Origin of the sequence: Chryseobacterium aahli (assembly GCF_022699665.1) — a bacterium.
Lineage (GTDB): Bacteria > Bacteroidota > Bacteroidia > Flavobacteriales > Weeksellaceae > Chryseobacterium > Chryseobacterium aahli.
In genome coordinates, this window is the sequence record NZ_JALDNB010000002.1 from 462,847 (window position 1) to 483,014 (window position 20,168).

The window sequence follows — 20,168 nt, forward strand, 5'->3', positions numbered from 1 at the left end:
AATCAAGCAATTACTTTCTTTTCATTACTTTTTTTGCGGCTTCAACAATGTCGTTTGCAGTTAAACCGTATTTTTCCATCAATTGATCTGGTGTTCCGCTTTCTCCGAAACTATCGTTTACGGCAACATATTCCTGAGGTGCAAGATATTCTGTAATCAAAAGTTGAGCAACGCTGTCTCCTAAACCGCCAAATCTGTTGTGTTCTTCTGCAGTCACAACGCAACCCGTTTTCTTTACAGATTTTAAAATCGCTTCAGCATCCAAAGGTTTGATTGTGTGAATATTGATAATTTCAGCATCAATTCCCTGCTCTTCCAGGATTTCGCCTGCTTTTATCGCTTCCCAAACCAAATGTCCGGTTGCAATAATCGTTACATCTTTTCCTTCATTCACCATCCAGGCTTTTCCGATTTCAAAAGTTTGATTTTCATCGGTAAAAACAGGAATTACAGGTCTTCCGAAACGTAGGTAAACCGGACCTTCGTAATCTGCAATGGCAATGGTTGCTGCTTTTGTCTGATTGTAATCGCAAGTATTGATAACCGTCATTCCGGGAAGCATTTTCATTAATCCGATGTCTTCCAGAATCTGATGTGTTGCGCCATCCTCGCCTAAAGTCAATCCAGCGTGAGATGCACAGATTTTTACATTTTTATCAGAATACGCCACCGACTGACGAATCTGGTCATAAACTCTTCCGGTAGAAAAGTTGGCGAAAGTTCCCGTAAATGGAATTTTTCCTTCGATGGCCAATCCTGCTGCGATCCCAATCATATTGGCTTCGGCAATTCCGATCTGGAAAAAACGCTCCGGTGCTTTCTCGATGAATCTTTCCATTTTTAGGGAACCGATAAGGTCGGCACAAAGTGCTACGACATCATGATTTTTGTCTGCCAGTTCTGCGAGACCGGCTCCGAAACCGCTTCGGGTATCTTTTTTTTCTGTGTAGGTATATTTTTTCATTGTTTTTATCTGTTGATGGTTGTTTAAGCGCAAAGATTTTTTTTGTATTGAGAATATTTTTCGTTCGCAAAGGCGTTTGACTTCGTCGAATCTTCGATTTCACTCAGCAAAGGAATTTAATCATTAGATTTTAGATGTTTTTTTGAACAGCGAATCGCTCGTAGCCCGACTTGAGTGGAGCTCTTTTTCTGTTATTGCGATGGTCTAAAAGTTCTACAGATTGCTTCACTTCGTTCGCAATGACAGAAAAAAGCGGGAACGGAAGGCGGATTAAGCTGCCCAAATTTAAAGTCTAATAATCTCCTAAAGTTTCTTCGAGTTGATCTAATGCTTTTGCCAATTGCTCATCATTAGGTGCTTTTCCGTGCCAGGCGTGGCTTCCCATCATATAATCGACACCGTGACCCATTCCTGTTTTCAGGAGAATGCAAATAGGTTGTCCTTGTCCGGTCAATAATTTTGCTTCGTCCAGAACTTTAAGAATTTCTTCCATATCGTTTCCTTTTTCTACTTCCAGAACTTTCCAGTCGAAGGCTTCGAATTTTGTTTTTAGATTTCCTAAAGAAAGCACTTTGGAAGTCGGTCCGTCAATCTGCTGACCATTAAAATCTACCGTTGCAATTATATTATCGACCTTGTTGTGAGAGGCGTACATTATGGCTTCCCAGTTTTGTCCTTCCTGCAATTCGCCATCGCCGTGAAGAGTGAACACAAGATTTTCGTCTTTATTAAGTTTTTTTCCGATTGCGTGACCGATTGCGACCGACAAGCCTTGTCCAAGAGAACCCGAAGCAATACGAACGCCCGGAAGATGTTCGTGCGTGGTGGGATGTCCCTGTAATCTTGAATTCAGTTTTCTGAAAGTTGCCAGTTCCGATTTATCAAAATAACCTGCGTGCGCCAAAACACTGTAGAAAACAGGGGAAATATGACCGTTGGAAAGGTAAAATACGTCTTCATCTTTACCCTTCATATCAAACCCTTCTTTTCTTTTCATCGCATCAAAATAAAGAGCGACCAGAAAGTCTGCACATCCGAGCGAACCGCCGGGATGACCGGATTGACAGGCGTGAACCATTCTTACAATATCCCTTCTTACCTGCGAAGCGATATGATTAAGTTTTGAAATATCGTGCTGCATAAATTATTGCATTTTTTGTGAATCTTTGATAAACTGCTCCAGTCCTGAATCTGTCAGAGGATGTTTTAATAACGAAAGAATCGGCTGAATCGGGCAAGTCACGACATCGGCACCAATTTTTGCGCAATTGATGATGTGCATACTGTGTCTTACAGAAGCCGCAAGAATCTCTGTTTCGTAGCCATAATTGTCGAAAATAAGACGGATTTCTTCAATAAGATTCAAACTGTCTGTCGAAATATCATCCAATCTTCCCAAGAACGGAGAAACGTAGCTTGCACCGGCTTTTGCTGCCAAAAGAGCTTGTCCGGCAGAGAAAATCAAGGTGCAATTGGTTTTGATTCCTTTGTTAGAAAAATATTTTAGAGCTTTCACACCATCTTTTATCATTGGAATTTTAACGACGATATTTGGATGAATTGCTGCAAGAATTTCACCTTCTGCAATCATTTCTTCGTAAGTTGTGGAAAGGACTTCCGCAGAAATATCACCGTCAACAATGTCACAAATGTCTTTGTAATGTTGCAAAATAGCTTCTGTTCCGCTGATTCCTTCTTTTGCCATCAAAGATGGATTGGTCGTAACGCCATCCAGAATTCCGAGGTCGTTAGCTTCTCTAATCTGCTCTAAGTTGGCAGTGTCTATAAAAAATTTCATAGGTTTTATATTTTAATTTTTATTTAAGTGTTAAATTTACACTTAATTTATTTAGCCAACAACTTCCTGTCTTAAAAAAGATTCAGAAAGTTATTGCGTGATTTTTAAAATTGATTTATTAATTGTGGTGACCCATATTGAGTTTGATTTTCTTCAAATCTTCCAGTTCGTGTACCGGTCTTTCGATATCATAAGGAATCGGCATTTTGGAAAACGTCTGGAAATAAAGGAGACAGGCATCTTTCCACCAAACGGCATCTTTTGACTGAATTTTTAATTTTGATTGAATTTGTTGGAATCTTTCTTCATCAACGTAAGGCTGCATTTTATCCCAAACTTTTTGATATTCACGGACATTTTTTACGCCTTTATCATATTTGTAAGAGAGTTCTTCCCACAAAGTTTTACCGTCTTTCATCTGATAATCCCACGGAACGTGATGGAACCAAAGAATGAGGTTTTCGGGAGTCGTTTTGATATTTCCGTAGATATCGTTGAGTGGAGGAAAATATTGTGAAACAGCATTGCTTCCTGTTTTGGTTCTGTCAAAACCGATTCCCTCTGCATTAGCTTGGTGATAATAAACCGGCGACCAATCAGGTCTTCCGCCTTTGTAATCGCCCCAAGGTTCCGGACCATAGTGATGTCCACCTGCGAAAATATGATGAAGACCAAGCGGCATCATATAATCTACGGCAGTTTCTCTTGAGGTGAGCATCATTTCTTTTACTGGATTGAGGAATTTTTCATCATCACTAAACGTCATTTTAATCCATTCATCAGCTATTTGGTCAGAAGTCAAATCGTGGTTCCAAGCCAAACGTCCGAAAGCATACCAATTGGCTTGTGCAAAATGATGCCCTGTCCAGTTTTTATCCTCACCAATGTTTGCAACCGCAGAAATTGCGGTTAATTTTGCTGGCCTTAAAGTTCCGTCCGTAATTTTGGCAATTGTAGAACCTTTTCCGTCAGAATACGTGTCGCTGTCTAAAGTTTCTTTAAACAAAGGTGCGAGAAAAACCAAATGATTTGAGAAACCTAAATACTCCTGAGTAATTTGAAATTCAACCATTTCCGGTGTTTTTTTCAATGCTCCAAATAGCGGATTAAACGCTTCCCGAGGCTGAAAATCAACAGGTCCGTTTTTAATCTGAACAATTACATTATCCCTAAATTTTCCATCAAGAGGAACAAATTCCAAATAAGCCTGTTTTGCTCGGTCTTCTTTGCTCGGACTGTACACAAACGCTCTCCACATCACGATTCCGCCGTGAGGTTTCAAAACGTCTGCCATCATATTGGCGCCGTCTGCGTGCGTTCTTCCGTAATCCTGCGGTCCCGGCTGTCCTTCAGAATTGGCCTTAACCAAAAATCCTCCGAAATCAGGAATTAATTTATAAATTTCGGAAGCTTTGTCTTTCCACCATTTCTGGACATCTTTGTTTAAAGGGTCAGAATTTCCCAATCCGCCTAAAACTTTTGGGGAAGAAAAATTGACTGATAAATAAACTTTGATTCCGTAAGGTCTGAAGATATCTGCCAGAACTTTTACCTTTTCAAGATAGTCTTTGCGGAGCATATTGGGCGAAGCATTGACGTTGTTGAGAACAGTTGCATTAATTCCAATAGATGCATTCGCTCTTGCATATTCTTCGTATCTCGGAGAAATTGTATTGGGCAAATCTTCCCATTTCCAAAGCGAATGTCCGGCATAACCACGTTCAATAGTTCCGTCAAGATTATCCCAATGGTTGAGAATTCTGACATCGTAGGATGGTTTTTCAGTAATATCAAGATTTGCTAATGAAGATTTTGTCTGCTGTAAACGCAAAATATGATAGACTCCATAAAGCAATCCGATTTCTTTTTCTGCAGAAATAACCAGTTTGTTCTGAGCTGATTTTATTTTATAACCGCCTTTTAGATTTTTTAATGATTTATCCGTGCGAAGTTCGACTTCCTGACCTTGCCAATGATTAATCAATTCTTTTTTGGCAATATTCAGAGTCGGATTGTTTCCTTTGGAAATGATTTTCTCTGCCGAAACTCCATTTTTTGCCGGAAACCGAAGCCAAAGCTGACTGCCGTCTTCTGCGAAAATCGTCAAAGGAATCATTAGAAATAATAGGATGTACAGTCGGAAATAGCGCATTAGATTTGCTTTTAATTTTTATTTAAATAAGTTTTGGCTAAAGCCAAATTTGTAGGTTGTCTTTTTGAATGGGCTTCCTTCGACTCCGCTCAGGATGACATTACCCGTTCCTATTGACAATAGGATTTCATCCTATCCTTCGTTAAAGCGTCCCTTCGGGACTTTTTATAGATTATTCTTGTAAGCCCTGAATGGTTTTAATTTTACCATCTTCATCGTATTCCAATTCTATTACTTTCATACTTCTAAGCCAGGTTTTTCCTTCACTCGGAACAGAATCGTGGAAGAACAGATACCATTTTCCTCTAAATTCAACAATACTGTGATGGGTTGTCCAGCCAATGACAGGCGTCAGAATTTCTCCCTGAAAAGTAAATGGACCATACGGGTTGTCGCCGGTTGCATAGCAAATCAAATGTGTGTCTCCGGTAGAATAAGAAAAATAATATTTTTCGTTAAACTTGTGCATCCAGGACGCTTCGAAAAAACGGTGTTTGTCACCGTGAAGCAAAGGATTTCCGTTTTCATCCAGAATCAGAACATCTTTTGGTTCTTCTCTGAACTCCAGCATATCATCGCTTAACAATGCAACTTTTGAGGGAATTGCCGGTTCATCGTCATTTGGAATTACTGCAGATTCTAAAGCTTTGTTGTTTCTGTAACGCTGCAATTGTCCGCCCCAGATTCCACCAAAATACATATAATGTTTTCCATCCTCTTCAAAAATACAAGGGTCAATGCTGTAGCTTCCCATCATCGGATGTTTCTCAGGAATGAAAGGTCCGTAAGGTTTGTCGCTCACAGCAACGCCAATTCTGAAGATGTCATTTTTATCTTTTAAAGGAAAATACATATAATATTTTCCATTTTTGAAAGCCACATCACAATCCCACAACTGTCTTCCCGACCAAGGAATATCTTTTACCGAAAGGACAACACCGTGATCTGTAATTTCGCCGTTTTCTACATCATCAAGAGAAAAAACGTGATAATCATTCATATCAAAGTGGTCTCCGTTGTCGTTTTCTTCGATGCCACTTTCACGGTCGTGTGATGGATAAATGTAGATTTTGCCTTCAAAAACGTGTACGGAAGGATCTGCCATATAATCTTTCGGGAATAGATATTTTGGTTGTTTCATTTTTTAATATAGATATTTAGATAATAGACTGATAGATAATAGATTTTAATGAACAACAATATTTTCTAACCACAAAAGTCACAAAAGGATTGCTGTGCTTTCAAGCCTTTCAAAAGAGCAAAACAGAAAAATGTAACATATAATTGGCTTCTTTATTCTTTGAATAACTCAATTTTCAAAACTTTCTTTTGTGCCTTTTGTGGTTTAATTAAAATTGATTTGTTATTTTTCTTTCGTTAACTGAATGATTTTTCCCACCACAGGTTTTGTCTGATTACTCCGGTCGAAAAGTAACGGATAATCGGTTCTGCCTTTTACCGGGAAATCGTTTTTCCAGGATTGGGCATCGGTAGTCCCCCACAAGGTTACTCTTCTGATTTTATCCTGATGTTTCAGGAATAATCTGAAAAAATCCAGATAACGGTTTTCCCATTCTGTTTTTACATTTTCGGGAAGTCCGGCTGTGTAAGGATTCATTTTCGCTTCATATTCTACTTTGTCGGAAACGTTGGCAGAAGTTCCCCAAGGTGACGGAAGTGCGCTGATTTCCATTTCAGTAACATTGATTTTTACGCCGTTGGCTGCGTAATCAAGAATTGCTTTTTCATATTCGTCAAGGGTTGGTGTATCTAGGCCAACGTGGGTCTGCATTCCTACTCCATCGATGCGGATTCCTCTGGATTTTAAGGTTTGAACCATTTTGCTCACGGTTTTTACTTTTCCGGGATGCCATTCGTTGTAATCGTTGTAATAGAGTTCTGCATTTGGGTCTGCTTCCTGAGCGTATTGAAAAGCTAACGGAATAAATTCTTCACCCAAAATTTCGTAAAACTTAGATTTTCTGTAAATCCCATCTTCCATAATGGCTTCATTAACCACATCCCAACCTTTTACACGACCTTTGTATCTTGTGACAACAGTGGTAATATGATTTTTCATTCTTTGTTTTAAGACTTCGGCAGAAACATCTTTTCCATCTTTGTCTACGAAAAACCATTTTGGTAATTGGGAATGCCAAATCAACGTATGACCGATGATGAACATTTTATTTTTCTCTCCAAAAGCTACAAATTTATCGGCATCATCAAAAAAGAATTTTCCTTCTTCAGGTTGAAGAAACATCGATTTCATACAGTTTTCTGCAACGATGGAGCTGAACTGATTTTTAATAATTTCTACAGACTTTACCTCTGTCCCGTCAATTTGAGGTAAGCTCATTGCGGTACCGATGTAGAATTTATTTTTGAATGCATTTTTCAGGGAATCGTTGGAAGTTGCCGTGTTGGCTGTCTTGCAGGAGACGGTCAAAGTTAAAATTCCTAATAATGCTACTATTTTTTTCATAATTATTTTTTTTAAAATTTAAACGCAATGCGCGCAAAGATTTTTTTGACTACTATGCTTTTTTTAAGTTCGCAAAGGCGTAAACTCAGCGAAGAAATACAAAAGTTCAAATAAAATTCCTTTTTTAACCCTAGTAAAGTTTTTTTTAATACGTCGAATCGCTCGCAGCCCGGCTTGAACGGAAATCCTTTTTTTGCGGCTGGAAAAGCTTTGGCAAAAAAGATTGGGAGTGGAAGACGGATAAAGCTGCCCAAATTTTTATTATATTATTAATCTTTCGCTTTCCGTCTTTCTTTAAGGTCGTGTTCAATTTCGATTTCTTTTTTCTTGTTGATTTCGTAGAACATAAGCAATCCACACGCTAAAAAGAACGGGATGGACGGAAATACGCTGACCAGCATTTTAGCTCCGTCCGAAACACTTTCCGGCTGAACAACGCTCATTGCACCTTCTGAGGAAATGTAACCGTATTTTCCTATAATTAATGCTACCAATGAACTTCCGATGCTTAAGCCAACCTTTAATCCGACCATCATTGCCGAGAAAATAATGGCTGTTGCACGTCTGTTGTTTTTCCATTCTGAATAATCGGCAACGTCTGCAATCATTGCCCAAAGTAATGGCGTTCCGATGCCGTAAAAGAAACCGTGTAGAATCTGTGACAAAAACATTAATCCAACCGATTTTGGTGGATAAAATATAAACGCTAAGACAAATAATGTTGATATAAAAAGTGATGCGATGAAGGCATCTCTTTTGCCATATTTATCTGCAAACTTTTTCGAGAAAGTGATTCCAACAATCATCATAATAATTCCGCCTCCATTAAACAGTCCAAAACCTGCTGAACGAGGGTCCTCGCCAAAGAAATTCATCCCAATGGAATTGAAAAAATCGGTAATTGGCGATATAAATTGCTGAAGTGAAGCTTCGTCAACATAATTGTTAAAATAATATACATATGAACCGCCTTTCATTGCCAATGTAATGAAAATCAATGCGGTAACCGTTAACATAATAATCCACGGTTTGTTTTTCTTTAAATCTTTTAAATCAGCGCTTAAAGTAGATTCTTGCTCCGGTTTTGGAATGACTCTTTCTTTGGTTGTGAGAAAAGTGATGAGTAACATTACCGTTCCGATAATTGCCAGCCAGGTCATTACCACCTCGATTCCGGCTGCTTTGTCACCGTGTCCAGCTGATAAAATAATGGGTAACATAAATACCTGAACGAAGAACTGCGCAAACATCACAGCTACAAAACGATAAGAAGAAATACTGTTTCTTTCGCTCATATCACCTGTGATTACACCACTCAAAGCTGCGTAAGGTAAATTATTAGCTGCGTAAAGTAATAGTAAAACAGAATAAGTAATTGCTGCATACATCATTTTTCCTTTATAAGAAAAATCGGGTGTGCTGAATGCAAAAAGTGCCGCAGCACCCAACGGAATTGCTGTTAATAAAATCCACGGACGGAATTTCCCCCATTTTGTTCTGGTTCTGTCTGCCAAAGCTCCAACCATCGGGTTGAAAACAAAACCAGCCAATAAACCGACCGTAAGTGTAATGATGGATGCATCTTCTGGTTTTAATCCGTAAATATCGGTGTAAAAATAAGCTAAATACGTCACCAAAGTCTGGAAAACCAGATTGGCGGCTAAATCTCCTAAACTGTAGCCGATTTTTTCAACGACAGATATTTTTTGAGATGAGTTGTTCATTTTAATAATTTATAAATGATAATTGATTATTCTGTTGTAAATGGCGATGCGGGAAGTCCGGTCTTGTTTTTCAGATTTCCGTCGGGATTGTCTGCCCAATCGTATCTTACTGAAACGGGATTTGAAATGTTGTCATTCCAGACAATGATTTTATTGCCTTCCATTTTTGCTTTTGCCCATTCATATTTTGCGTCTTTTCCTTTGACGGCAAAACCTTTCAGTTCTGAAACGGGTGCAAAATCATCAGTTCCATTTTTAAAGGAAAGAATAATTTTATTCTCTTCCACTTTCATTGTTTGATAAACCGGTCCGTCTGCGATGATGTTCTTTTTGTCTGCAACTTTCAGTGCCTGTAAAGCCAATCGGTCTCCAACTGTTTTTTTGTTTAAAGGGTGAATGTCATTCCACTCTCCTATATCGATAATCACAGCAAGTCCGGTGTTCGGAACTTTCAGCGAAACCTGACGTTGCTGTTCTCTGAGTTCTGCCCAATTGCTTTCAATAGGCTGTGTTTTTGGTTCCATAAAATTGGCTAATTGGACTGTGAAAAAAGGCATCTCTTTCTGATTCCATTTATTTCGCCAATCTGTAATCATTGTGGTCAGCAAATCGCCGTATTCTTTTGGTTTTCCGGTGTTGCTTTCGCCCTGATACCAAATTGCACCTTTGATATTATAACTGATAAGCGGATTAATCATTGCATTATACAATCCGGTCGGTTTCCAACGGATAAAAGTAGTTCCGGGAGCCATTTTTTCCATTTTAGCACCGATTTTATATTTCCATTCGGTTTTTAAATCGATTTTATTTCCGTCGATTTCTAAGTAATAAGGCTTGTCAGCAATGAACTGACCTTTTCCGCTTCCGTTTGAAATTCTAACAGCAATCACATTTTTCCCTTCCTTTAAAACTCCTGCCGGAATATCGTACCAACGTGGCGGATATTCGTAGGTTACATTGCCTACTTTTACGCCGTTGATGTAAGTGACATCTGCATCTTTTATTCTTCCTAAATTTAAAAATGCGGTTTTCCCAGTCTGATTTTTGGTTAAATTAATTTCTTTTCTGAACCAAACTGAACCTTCAAAAGAACCTTCCTTATCTTCCCAGGAACCGGGAATATTCATTGTTTTCCAATCAGAATCGTTTAGGTCGAAACTTTCCCAATGTTGGTTTAATCCGATATCGCTTTGGTCGAGTTCTGTGTACCACGCTTTGCTTAACGCCTGCTCGCCGGATTCGGTAGATTTTATTAAATCATCATTCTGCCATTTTTTGGCTTCGTCCAGATATTCAGGATATTTTTTCAGAGAATTTTCATCCATCCACGCCTGAATCGGCGAACCTCCTAAACTTGCGTGTATAATTCCAACGGCAACTTTATTTTTCTGGCTTAATTCTTTTGCGAAAAAGTAAGCAACTCCTGAAAAATTAAGTATCGTCTGTGGGTTTGTCGCTTCCCATTTTCCGCCATCAAGCTCGGTTTGAGGTAGCTTAAAATTATATTTTTGAGGTACTGTAAAAAACCTAATGTTCTGGTTATTTGCATTTTTAATTTCGTCAGCATACAGCGGAGTTAGTCTGCGCATCGGCAGTTCCATATTCGATTGTCCGGAAGCGAGCCAGACGTCGCCGATGAGAATATCTTTTAGTGTAATCTCATTGATGGTCATCGTGTAAGGACCTCCGGCTTTTTGCTCGGGAAGTGTGATTTTCCAGTTTCCGGTTTGGTCAGCAGTGGTTTTGTAATTTTTATTGAGGAATTTCACTTCCACTTTTTCTCCTGCATCGGCTTTTCCCCAAACATTCAGTTTTTGGTTACGCTGCAAAACCATTCCATCTGAAACCAATGCCGGAAGTTTGATTTTTGCATTGATAAAAGAAATGCATAATGAGCCTACAAATAAAATTAATATTTTAAAAAAGATTCTGTTTTTCATAGCAAATTTGAATTCTGCAGTTTATTTTTAGTTTTTATCTGGCATTTGGGTCAGCAATCTTACCTCGATGATTTTCGGTGTAAGCGATTTTTCATTTGTGTTAAATTTCACATTAAGAATCTCTTTCCTACTTTCAGATTCAGGAATAGGGATTAATAAGGATTGTGGAGAACCACCCATTTTTCCATCAAAATTTTTAGAAATCACTTTGATTCCGTTGACTTCTGCATTCAAAGTACGGTTGTTATTGGCATCAAAATACACAAGAAAAAGGTATTGTGCATTTTTACCTTTGTTTCTCATCTGATAGCTGAACCAGCCTTTAGCCTCACGGAAATGGCGATCTTCCATATATCCGGTGTTGGAATCTTTGCTGTCGATGAAATGGTCGGATTCCGGTTGCTGTTCGCCAAGTTGGATTTTATCGATTGTGATATTATCCAGTTTTCTGATTTCCTCTTCTTCTCTGGCTTTCTGTTTCTGAATCATTTCGATTTTATCCTGAGTTGCCTGCGGAAAATAAATAATGTAACGTTCTTCCTGAATTTTATAAAACGGAACCAATTCTAATCCGTCGCTGAACTTATTTTCGGGGTATAAACCTGTCAGTTTGAATGTTAAATCTTTATCGATAACTGGTTTCAAATGGCTTAAAACTGAAGTCGAATTTCCCAAAATAGTAGGGATTTCATTTAACGGAATTTGCTTTCCGTGCGCAATATGTCCGCCTCTGCTGTCATCTGCGAAAAGTCCGTCCTGATTTTCTTTTCCATATTTGGCAGCCAAAACTATAGGACCATATTTGAAGGCAAAATAATCCGAATGGTCAGGAAGCTGCTCTGCGGAAAGGTGCATCGGCATTTTCATTTCGATAACATCTCCTTTTTTCCATTTTCTTTGGATGGTAAAATAACCTTCAGCATCAACCGGAACATTGACATTTTTACCGTTAACTGAAATCGTAATTTCAGAAGCATTTGCCCATTCCGGAGCTCTTAATTTTAAATTTATATTTGATTTTGAAGCGACATCAAAAACTAATTTTGTCGATGGATTTTCAGGGAAATTATTTTCCTGTCTTAGAACCAATTTCTTTTCAGACCATTTTAGAATGGAAGGAATAAACAAGTTCACGTATAAATCTTCATCAGAATACGCATAAATCATTTCACCGTATTTGGCGTGATTTTCCATCCCCGAACCTACGCAGCACCAAAAGCTGGTTTCCGGCTGAGAATAAACCCTGTAATGGCCGGGACGCATCGGCGTGAAGTAGACAAAACCGCCTTTTTCAGGATTTTGTGTGGAAAGAATATGATTGTACAAAGCTCTTTCGTAATAATCTACGTAAGATGATTTTGGATTCGTCGCATACAATTCTTTGGAAAGCTTGAGCATATTATACGTATTGCAGGTTTCGGGACCTTCGATACTTTTAATCATTCCGCTGAAATCATTAATGGGATTGAAATGCTCGCTTACACTGTTTCCTCCGATAATCGCTGACCTTTTTTGGGTAACATTCGTCCAGAAAAAATCTGTTGCATTGCTCCACTCTTTGTTATTTTCTAAATTTGCAATTCTTTTAAAACCAATCACTTTCGGAATCTGTGTGTTAGCGTGGATTCCTGTGAGTTTATCTTCCTGAATCAACAATGGATTCAGAATTGCAAGATGAGAAAAACGATGGGCAAGCTTTAGATATTTCGGATTTTTTGTAATGTCGTAAATGTCGGCAAAAACTTCATTCAGACCGCCGTGTTCGCTTCGAAGCATATCCTGAATCTGTTCATCGGAAAGTCCGGAAACTTCATCAGCCATCCAATCTGTGAGTTTTATCAGCATTTTTTTTGCTTTCTCACTGTCTGCATACCAATAGGCATCGCGTAAACCAGAATAAATTTTGTGAATATTATATAAAGGAACCCATCGGTCATTCAACCCGAAAGTTGCGGCACGAATGTTTCCATCGGCAATTTCTTTCCAGATTTTTTTACCGTTCGGAATACCTGAAAGATAGCCGTTTTCCGAAAGATTTTGGCAACGCTCCAATTCATCAATCATATAATCCAGACGCTGTTTGATTTTGTCATCACCCGTCGATGCGTACATCAACGCCAAAGCCGAAATATAATGACCGCCGACATGACCGTCCAATCCTGTATTTTCCCAATTGGGATAATTTTCTTTTTTGGGTTTCAGTCCTGCTTCTTTCAGATATGGTGCAAGAAGACGATCTGCATCCATCGAGAGGATATATTTTTCATCGGTCTGCATCGCTTTGCTGAAAACACTTTCGGACAAATGAACCTTGTTGAGCGGAAAGTAGCTAACATTTTTCTTCACCTGCCCAAAAGCAAGTGAAGTAAAGCCTAAAAATAATATCAGTGATTTTTTGTTCATTAATAAATTTTATTTCTACATTTCTAAAATAAAAGAAAGTATCTATATGGCAAACAATTTTCATCATTTAGAAATAAATCTTATTGTAAAAGCATTTTAGGACAATGAAAAAAAACTTAAAAAGGCTTTACCTTATCATAAAAAACAAGAATAGACAAACCATACAATATCAATTAAATAAATATAATTTAGTCATTATCAAAATAGATAGAGTGGGTTTATAAAAAACAATGAAAATTTATATTCATACTTATCGTATTTTAAATAATATGTCGAATAAATTTTAAACTTAAATTCAAAACGTAATTTTAACATAATTTTAACATTACATTCACATAGTATTCATAGTAATTTTAGCAAATAAATTGCAGAAAAGATGAAAACAATTCCCCAAAACACTTCTTGAAACCAGCAAATCATTAAAAAAAAGGTAATGACAGAAAAATAAAGTGTTCAATACACATTTATTTATTTTTCATATTAAAATCTACTTAAAACCTTTAACTTTGTATAAAATCATTTTTGATGGAAGAGAATTATCCTAAACATTTTGTCGCAGTAGACTGTATTATTTTCGGTTTTGATGGAGAAAATCTTAAAATTCTTCTGATCAAAAGAAATTTTGAACCCAATAAAGGAGATTGGTCACTGATGGGTGGATTTATCAATGAACAGGAAAGTTCTGACCAGGCGGCCGATCGTATTCTGAATGCGCTAACAGGTCTTGAAAACATCTATCTCGAACAATTGAATACCTACACCGCAGTCGACCGCGATCCGAGTGCCAGAATAATGTCGATATCACATTACGCCTTGATTAACATTCAGGATTCTATTCAAATCAATGAGAAGTACAGTGCCAAATGGTTTGATTTAAAAGGTCACCCAGATTTGATTTTTGATCACAATGCAATGGTAAAAGACGCCGTGCTGAGATTGAGAAGAAGGGCAACTACAAGACCGATCGGATTCGAATTGCTTCCCGAAAAATTCACAATGAAAGATCTGCAGAATCTTTACGAAGCGATTTTTGATGAAAAATATGACAAACGGAATTTCACAAGCAAAATCAATGCACTGGATGTCTTGGTAAATACGAACGAGAAAGATATGAGTTCTTCCAAAAAAGGTTCTTTTCTCTATACTTTTGACGAAGAAAAATACCATAAAAAAATCGCTGAAGGTTTTATGTTTAAGATATAAAAAAATAGGATGCCGATAACGACATCCTATTTTTTTTAAGTATTTTCAGATTACCAGAATCTTACATAAAGTGCGGTTAATAGAAGCAATGTCACTACGATCAACACCAAAGTTCTGTTATCAACTTTAAACATTGTTGCGTCAATAGCAAAAGCTTTCGGATTCACTTTCGGGCCAGCCAAACTGATCATCACCATTACGGCAACCGTGATAAAGAATGACCATCCCATATTAATCAAAAATGGAATTTCTGTAATGGTCTGCACGACTCCATTTTCTAATTTTTCATACGTAAAAGCGGTGTACAACCACGTTTCTTTTCCGAAAATATCTACTGCAAAACTGTTGAAGAAAATCGCCAGCAAAAAACCAAGAAGAACGCCTACTAAAGCTGCAGTTCCTGTGGTTCTCTTCCAGAACATTCCCAAAAGGAACATCGCAAAAACACCCGGACTTATAAATCCTGTATATTTCTGGATGAATGTAAATCCGCCTTCGCCTCCGATTCCCAAAACATCTGTCCAAGTAAATGCCAGAGCTACAAACATTGCCACGATAATTGCCCAACGTCCTGTTCTTACCATTTGGATTTCTGTCGCATCAGCTTTCAAATATTTTTTATAAATATCTAAAGTGAAAATTGTGGAAATACTGTTGACTTTTCCAGCCAACGAAGCTACAATTGCCGCCGTCAAAGCTGCCACTGCAAGACCTTTCAATCCGGTTGGTAAAAATCCTAAAATTGCAGAATAAGCACCGTCTTTTACCCCATTGAAACCTGGCAAATGTCCTTTCGTATATAAAACATAAGCAGCAATTCCCGGAAGCATTACAATAATCGGCATAAATAATTTCAAAAATCCTGCGAATAAAATTCCGGTTCTTGCGGTCTTCAAATCTGCTCCCAAAGCACGTTGCGTGATGTATTGGTTGCATCCCCAATAATTTAGGTTTACAATCCACTGACCTGCAAAATACATCGCCAACCCTGGGAGAACAACATATTTTTGAACACTAAGATTTTCCGGCATTGCCAATGTGGTAGTGGTTGTGGTCGGTTTATCAAGAATCAAATTAAAATGTTGTGGTGCCTCTTTCATCAATGTTTGAAAACCTGCGAAAGCATTTCCTATGACAGCTCCGTTGATTCTCTGGTCAACGATTTGAAGAGCCATATACACCGTAGCAAAACCTCCAATAATTAAAACTGCAACCTGAATTACGTCGGTGTAACCGATTACTTTCATTCCGCCCAAACCAATCAATAAAGCCATAAGAAGCAATCCGATCATAATGATGTGAAGGTTGTCTCCGCCCAATAAAGTATCGATAGCCAAAGCTCCGAGGTAAAGAATTGAAGTTAAATTCACAATGACATAAAGGAACAGCCAGAAAACTGCCATAATCAGTGAAACCGATTTGTTGTAACGCCTTTCAAGAAACTGAGGCATTGTATAAATCTTATTTTTTAGATAAATCGGAATGAACCAGATCGCAATAATAATCAAAGCAAGAGCAGCAATCCATTCGTAAGCTGCAACGGCAACTCCCACAAAAAATCCTTCTCCGGACATCCCGATGAATTGTTCTGCTGAAATATTAGAAGCAATTAAACTTGCTCCAATCGCCCACCAAGTAAGCGAACCTTCAGCAAGAAAATAGTCTTTACTCCCTGTAGATGTGGTTTTTTTTCTGTTGTAAATCCAGATTCCGTAACCGGCTACCACCACAAAATAGACCAGAAATATGACGATATCAATAGTTGCTAAGTTTCCCATATTTTATTTTTTAACTGAGAATTTATAAATTGTTTTTGACTGGTATTTTTGACCCGGCTTCAATTCAGTTGAAGGGAAAGAAGCTTGATTCGGAGAATCCGGGAAATGCTGGGTTTCAAGACAAAAACCTGTTCTGAATTCATTTTTCCCACCAGTTTTGGTATCGAATTTACCGTCCAAGAAATTTCCGGAATAGAACTGAACGCCAGGTTCATCTGTCAAAACTTCCATCACTCTTCCTGATTCTGGATGATACACTTTGGCAATGCTTTTCATTCCGTTTCCGTTCAGAATCCAGTTGTGGTCGTAGCCTTTTCCTTTTTTCAATTGGTCGTCATCTGCATTGATATCTTTTCCAATTGGTTTTGAAGTGGTAAAATCAAAAGGATTTCCTTTTACCGACTTCTGTTCACCAGTCGGAATCAATGTTTCATTTACAGGTAAAAACTTGTCTGCATTAATTTGCAGTTCGTGGTCAGTAATAGTTTTTGTGAAATTCCCAGAAAGGTTGAAATACGAATGTTGGGTAAGATTCACAACCGTTGCTTTATCCGTCATTGCTTCGTAAGAAATCTCCAAAGCATTTTCGTCTGTCAAAGTATATAAAACAGTTGTCGTCAGTTTTCCAGGATAACCTTCTTCGCCGTCTGCACTTGTGTAAGTCAGCTTCAAAGTTGGAAATTTCGCATCTTTTACTGGTTCAATGTTCCAGAATTTGGTATGAAAACCTTCTTTTCCACCGTGAAGGCTGTTGGATCCGTCGTTTTTGTCGATGTCGTAAGTTTTGCCTTCCAAAGTGAATTTTGCGTTGGCAATTCTGTTTCCATAACGTCCAATCAAAGCTCCGAAGTAGTATGGATTTCCGTTGAAATAATCTTCAGGTTTTGTGAAACCTAAAACGACATCTTCATATTTTCCGTTTTTATCAGGAGCCGTTAGCGAAGTGATAATGCCGCCAAAGTTGATGACTTCCAGCTTCATCCCGTTTTTATTCGTTAAGGTATATTTTTTAATGGAATCGCCTTTTGCAGTAATTCCGTAATCTGAGACCTGTATGTTCTCCATTTTTTTTGATTGAGTTTTTTGATGAGTTTCTTTTTTATTGCAGCCGAAAATACATAAAACTGCAAAAAGAATAATCAGGTTGATCGTTGTTTTTTTCATTGTTTAGGAATTTAGCAAATTAACGGTAGTAGATTTCATTCCAGCGAAGCGTGTTCTTGAAATCACGGATTTTAGTGTCTTCATCGATAACAAGAGATTCAATTCCAGCAATTTCTGCAAAATCTTCCAGCATTTCCGCACTTATATTTTCACTGTAACACGTGTGATGTGCTCCACCAGCCAAAATCCAAGCTTCTGCAGCAGTGTACAAGTCAGGAAGCGGCTTCCAAAGGACTCTTGCTACAGGAAGTTTTGGTAATTCTTCTGTGATTTCCAATGCTTTTGTTTTGTTGATTAACAGTCTGAAATGATTTCCGAAATCCATCAAGGCGGCGTTCAAAGAATCGATATTTCCTCTTGAATTGAAGACGAGACGAACCGGGTCAGCTTTTCCACCGATTCCTAACGGATGTATTTCACAAGATGGTTTGTCAACTGCCAAAACAGGATCAACTTCCAGCATATGAGAACCTAAAACCGACGGATTTGAAGGATTTAAATGGTACGTATAATCTTCCATAAAGGCATTTCCGCCCTTCAGACCTTGTCCCATCGTTTTCATTACACGAACTAATGCTGCTGTTTTCCAGTCGCCTTCTCCTGCAAAACCATACCCTTTTTCCATCAACCTCTGAACAGCAATTCCGGGAAGTTGTTCCAAACCGTGAAGGTCTTCAAAAGTATCTGAGAAGCCTTTGAAATTACCTTCTTTCAGAAATTTTTCTAAACCTAATTCTATTCTGGCAGCCGCTTCAAGAGATTTTCTGCTGCTTCCGCCTGAAAGAAGAGATTCCGCCATTTTGTATGAGGCTTCATATTCTTCCATCAAAGTTTTGATTTCGCCATCGCCGATTGAGTTGACAACACTTACCAAATCCCCGATTCCCCAAGTGTTTACTGAAAATCCGAATTTAGTTTCCGCTTCTACTTTGTCGCCATCGGTTACGGCAACATATCTCATATTGTCTCCAAAACGGGCGAATTTAGCACCTTGCCAATCGTCCCAACCTGCTGCAACACGGCTCCATTCTCCGATTTGTTTCTGAACTCTTTCGTCTGCCCAATGTCCAACAACTACTTTTCTGTTTTTGCGGAGACGACTTACCATAAACCCAAATTCACGGTCGCCGTGAGCTGCCTGATTCAGGTTCATAAAATCCATATCCATCGTAGCCCACGGAATGTCCTGATTGAACTGTGTATGAAGATGCAACATTGGTTTTTGCAGAGCGGTCAATCCACGAATCCACATTTTTGCAGGAGAAAACGTGTGCATCCAGGTTACGATACCAATACAGTCTTTTGAAAAATTGGCGGCTGTAAGGGTTTCAAAAATTTCTTCTGTAGTTTTTACGGTTGGTTTTAAAACCACTTTTACCGGAATTGATGAAGAAATATTAAGTGCTTCTACGATTTTCCTTGAATGTTCCGCAACCTGAGCTAAAGTTTCAGGTCCGTATAAATGCTGGCTTCCGGTGATGAACCAGATTTCTTTTGTATTTAAAGGTGTTAACATATATTATAGTTGATAAATGATGATTGATTTTTATTATATATATAAACCTTCAAGGTTTTTGAAACCTTGAAGGTTTGTTTAGTCAACAGTTCTTACTGTCCGTAATAGGCATTTTTGCCGTGTTTTCGTTCGTAATGTTTTTTGATAAGCGAATCTTTCAAACGGGGAGCATTTGGGTTGATTTGTCTTGTGCGATATGCCATTTCTGCAATGGTTTCGAGAACTTTGCTGTTGTAAACGGCTTTGTCCGCATTTTTTCCCCAAGTGAATGGTCCGTGATTTCCGATAAGTACCATTTCGACTTTTTCATAAGACAATTCTTTCTCTTTGAAGCAATCCAAAATCTGAATTCCGGTATTGTATTCGTAATTTCCTTCGATTAAATCATCGTGCATTGGCGGTGCACAGGGAATATCTGTCGTTAGATGGTCGGCGTGAGTGGTTCCGAAAATCGGAATATCCATCTGAGCCTGCGCCCAAGCGACTGAATAAATTGCGTGAGTATGAGAAATTCCACCAATGTTTCCCCAGTTTTTGTAAAGGTAAGCGTGGGTTTTGGTGTCGGATGACGGTCTTAAGTTTCCTTCTACCACATTGGCATCATAATCTAAAATCACAATGTCTTCAGGTTTTAAAAGTTCGTACGGAACGCCGCTTGGTTTGATGGCAAAGATTCCTTTTTCACGGTCAACTGCACTAACGTTCCCGAATGTGTAAACGACAAGCTTCAAGGCATCCAACTGCATATTGGCTTCGTAACATTCTCTCTGGAGTTCTTTATAGATGCTCATTTTATTATATTTTTTAACGCAAAAGGAGCGCAAAGTTTTTTATTTATTCTATTGTTTTAAATTCGCAAAGGCGTAAACTTAGCCAAGAATTAATTTTTTAAGTTTCCTTTGTCATTCCGTAGAAGTCTATACAAAGTTTGCTTAGATTGACTTCGTCGAACCACTTCGTTAGGTTTCCTACGGAATGACAAAATTGTGTTTTTATGTTGATCGTTGTTTTATGTTGAATCTGCAGCCCGGCTTGAGCGGA

General features: G+C 38.3%; 14 protein-coding genes. 1 reads left to right on the forward strand and 13 read right to left on the reverse strand.

Annotated elements, in window-relative coordinates:
• Positions 1 to 10: 10 nt before the first annotated feature.
• From MQX03_RS04445 to MQX03_RS04485, 9 genes are all read right to left on the reverse strand, one after another.
• The gene (locus tag MQX03_RS04445) at positions 11 to 964 is read right to left on the reverse strand and encodes a transketolase family protein (RefSeq protein WP_242801802.1); all 954 of its coding nucleotides are present in this window, start codon (positions 962 to 964) and stop codon (positions 11 to 13) included.
• A gap of 292 nt (positions 965 to 1,256) precedes the next feature.
• A complete protein-coding gene (locus MQX03_RS04450; protein WP_242801803.1) occupies positions 1,257 to 2,105 on the reverse strand; it encodes a transketolase in 849 nt (282 codons plus the stop codon).
• Positions 2,106 to 2,108: 3 nt separating this feature from the next.
• Positions 2,109 to 2,762, reverse strand: coding sequence for a fructose-6-phosphate aldolase (gene fsa, locus MQX03_RS04455; protein WP_242801804.1), 654 nt, complete (start codon positions 2,760 to 2,762; stop codon positions 2,109 to 2,111).
• Between the two features lie 118 nt (positions 2,763 to 2,880).
• Positions 2,881 to 4,914: an alpha-glucuronidase gene (locus tag MQX03_RS04460; RefSeq protein WP_242801805.1), complete on the reverse strand. Its 2,034-nt coding sequence runs from the start codon at positions 4,912 to 4,914 to the stop codon at positions 2,881 to 2,883.
• A gap of 172 nt (positions 4,915 to 5,086) precedes the next feature.
• Positions 5,087 to 6,055: a glycoside hydrolase family 43 protein gene (locus MQX03_RS04465; RefSeq protein WP_242801806.1), complete on the reverse strand. Its 969-nt coding sequence runs from the start codon at positions 6,053 to 6,055 to the stop codon at positions 5,087 to 5,089.
• Between the two features lie 222 nt (positions 6,056 to 6,277).
• Entirely contained in the window at positions 6,278 to 7,399 is a 1,122-nt protein-coding gene (locus tag MQX03_RS04470) for an endo-1,4-beta-xylanase (protein ID WP_242801807.1), read from the reverse strand.
• A gap of 269 nt (positions 7,400 to 7,668) precedes the next feature.
• Positions 7,669 to 9,123, reverse strand: coding sequence for an MFS transporter (locus tag MQX03_RS04475; protein WP_242801808.1), 1,455 nt, complete (start codon positions 9,121 to 9,123; stop codon positions 7,669 to 7,671).
• Positions 9,124 to 9,149: 26 nt separating this feature from the next.
• On the reverse strand, positions 9,150 to 11,063 hold the full coding sequence (locus tag MQX03_RS04480; RefSeq protein ID WP_242801809.1) for a sialate O-acetylesterase: 1,914 nt from the start codon (positions 11,061 to 11,063) through the stop codon (positions 9,150 to 9,152).
• A gap of 27 nt (positions 11,064 to 11,090) precedes the next feature.
• The gene (locus MQX03_RS04485; protein ID WP_242801810.1) at positions 11,091 to 13,466 is read right to left on the reverse strand and encodes a glycoside hydrolase family 127 protein; all 2,376 of its coding nucleotides are present in this window, start codon (positions 13,464 to 13,466) and stop codon (positions 11,091 to 11,093) included.
• Positions 13,467 to 13,991: 525 nt separating this feature from the next.
• On the opposite strand from MQX03_RS04485, the gene MQX03_RS04490 reads away from it, so the two are divergent.
• Complete coding sequence (locus MQX03_RS04490) at positions 13,992 to 14,669, forward strand: NUDIX hydrolase (RefSeq protein ID WP_242801811.1); 678 nt, start codon at positions 13,992 to 13,994, stop codon at positions 14,667 to 14,669.
• Between the two features lie 50 nt (positions 14,670 to 14,719).
• On the opposite strand, the gene MQX03_RS04495 is transcribed toward MQX03_RS04490, so the two are convergent.
• From MQX03_RS04495 to MQX03_RS04510, 4 genes are all read right to left on the reverse strand, one after another.
• Positions 14,720 to 16,447 (reverse strand): sodium:solute symporter family transporter, encoded by a 1,728-nt coding sequence (locus tag MQX03_RS04495; protein WP_242801812.1) that lies wholly within the window; start codon positions 16,445 to 16,447, stop codon positions 14,720 to 14,722.
• Positions 16,448 to 16,450: 3 nt separating this feature from the next.
• Positions 16,451 to 17,611, reverse strand: coding sequence for an aldose epimerase family protein (locus MQX03_RS04500; protein ID WP_242801813.1), 1,161 nt, complete (start codon positions 17,609 to 17,611; stop codon positions 16,451 to 16,453).
• Positions 17,612 to 17,630: 19 nt separating this feature from the next.
• Positions 17,631 to 19,127 (reverse strand): L-arabinose isomerase, encoded by a 1,497-nt coding sequence (araA, locus tag MQX03_RS04505; RefSeq protein ID WP_242801814.1) that lies wholly within the window; start codon positions 19,125 to 19,127, stop codon positions 17,631 to 17,633.
• 92 nt (positions 19,128 to 19,219) lie between these two features.
• On the reverse strand, positions 19,220 to 19,918 hold the full coding sequence (locus MQX03_RS04510) for an L-ribulose-5-phosphate 4-epimerase (protein WP_242801815.1): 699 nt from the start codon (positions 19,916 to 19,918) through the stop codon (positions 19,220 to 19,222).
• Positions 19,919 to 20,168 lie beyond the last annotated feature (250 nt).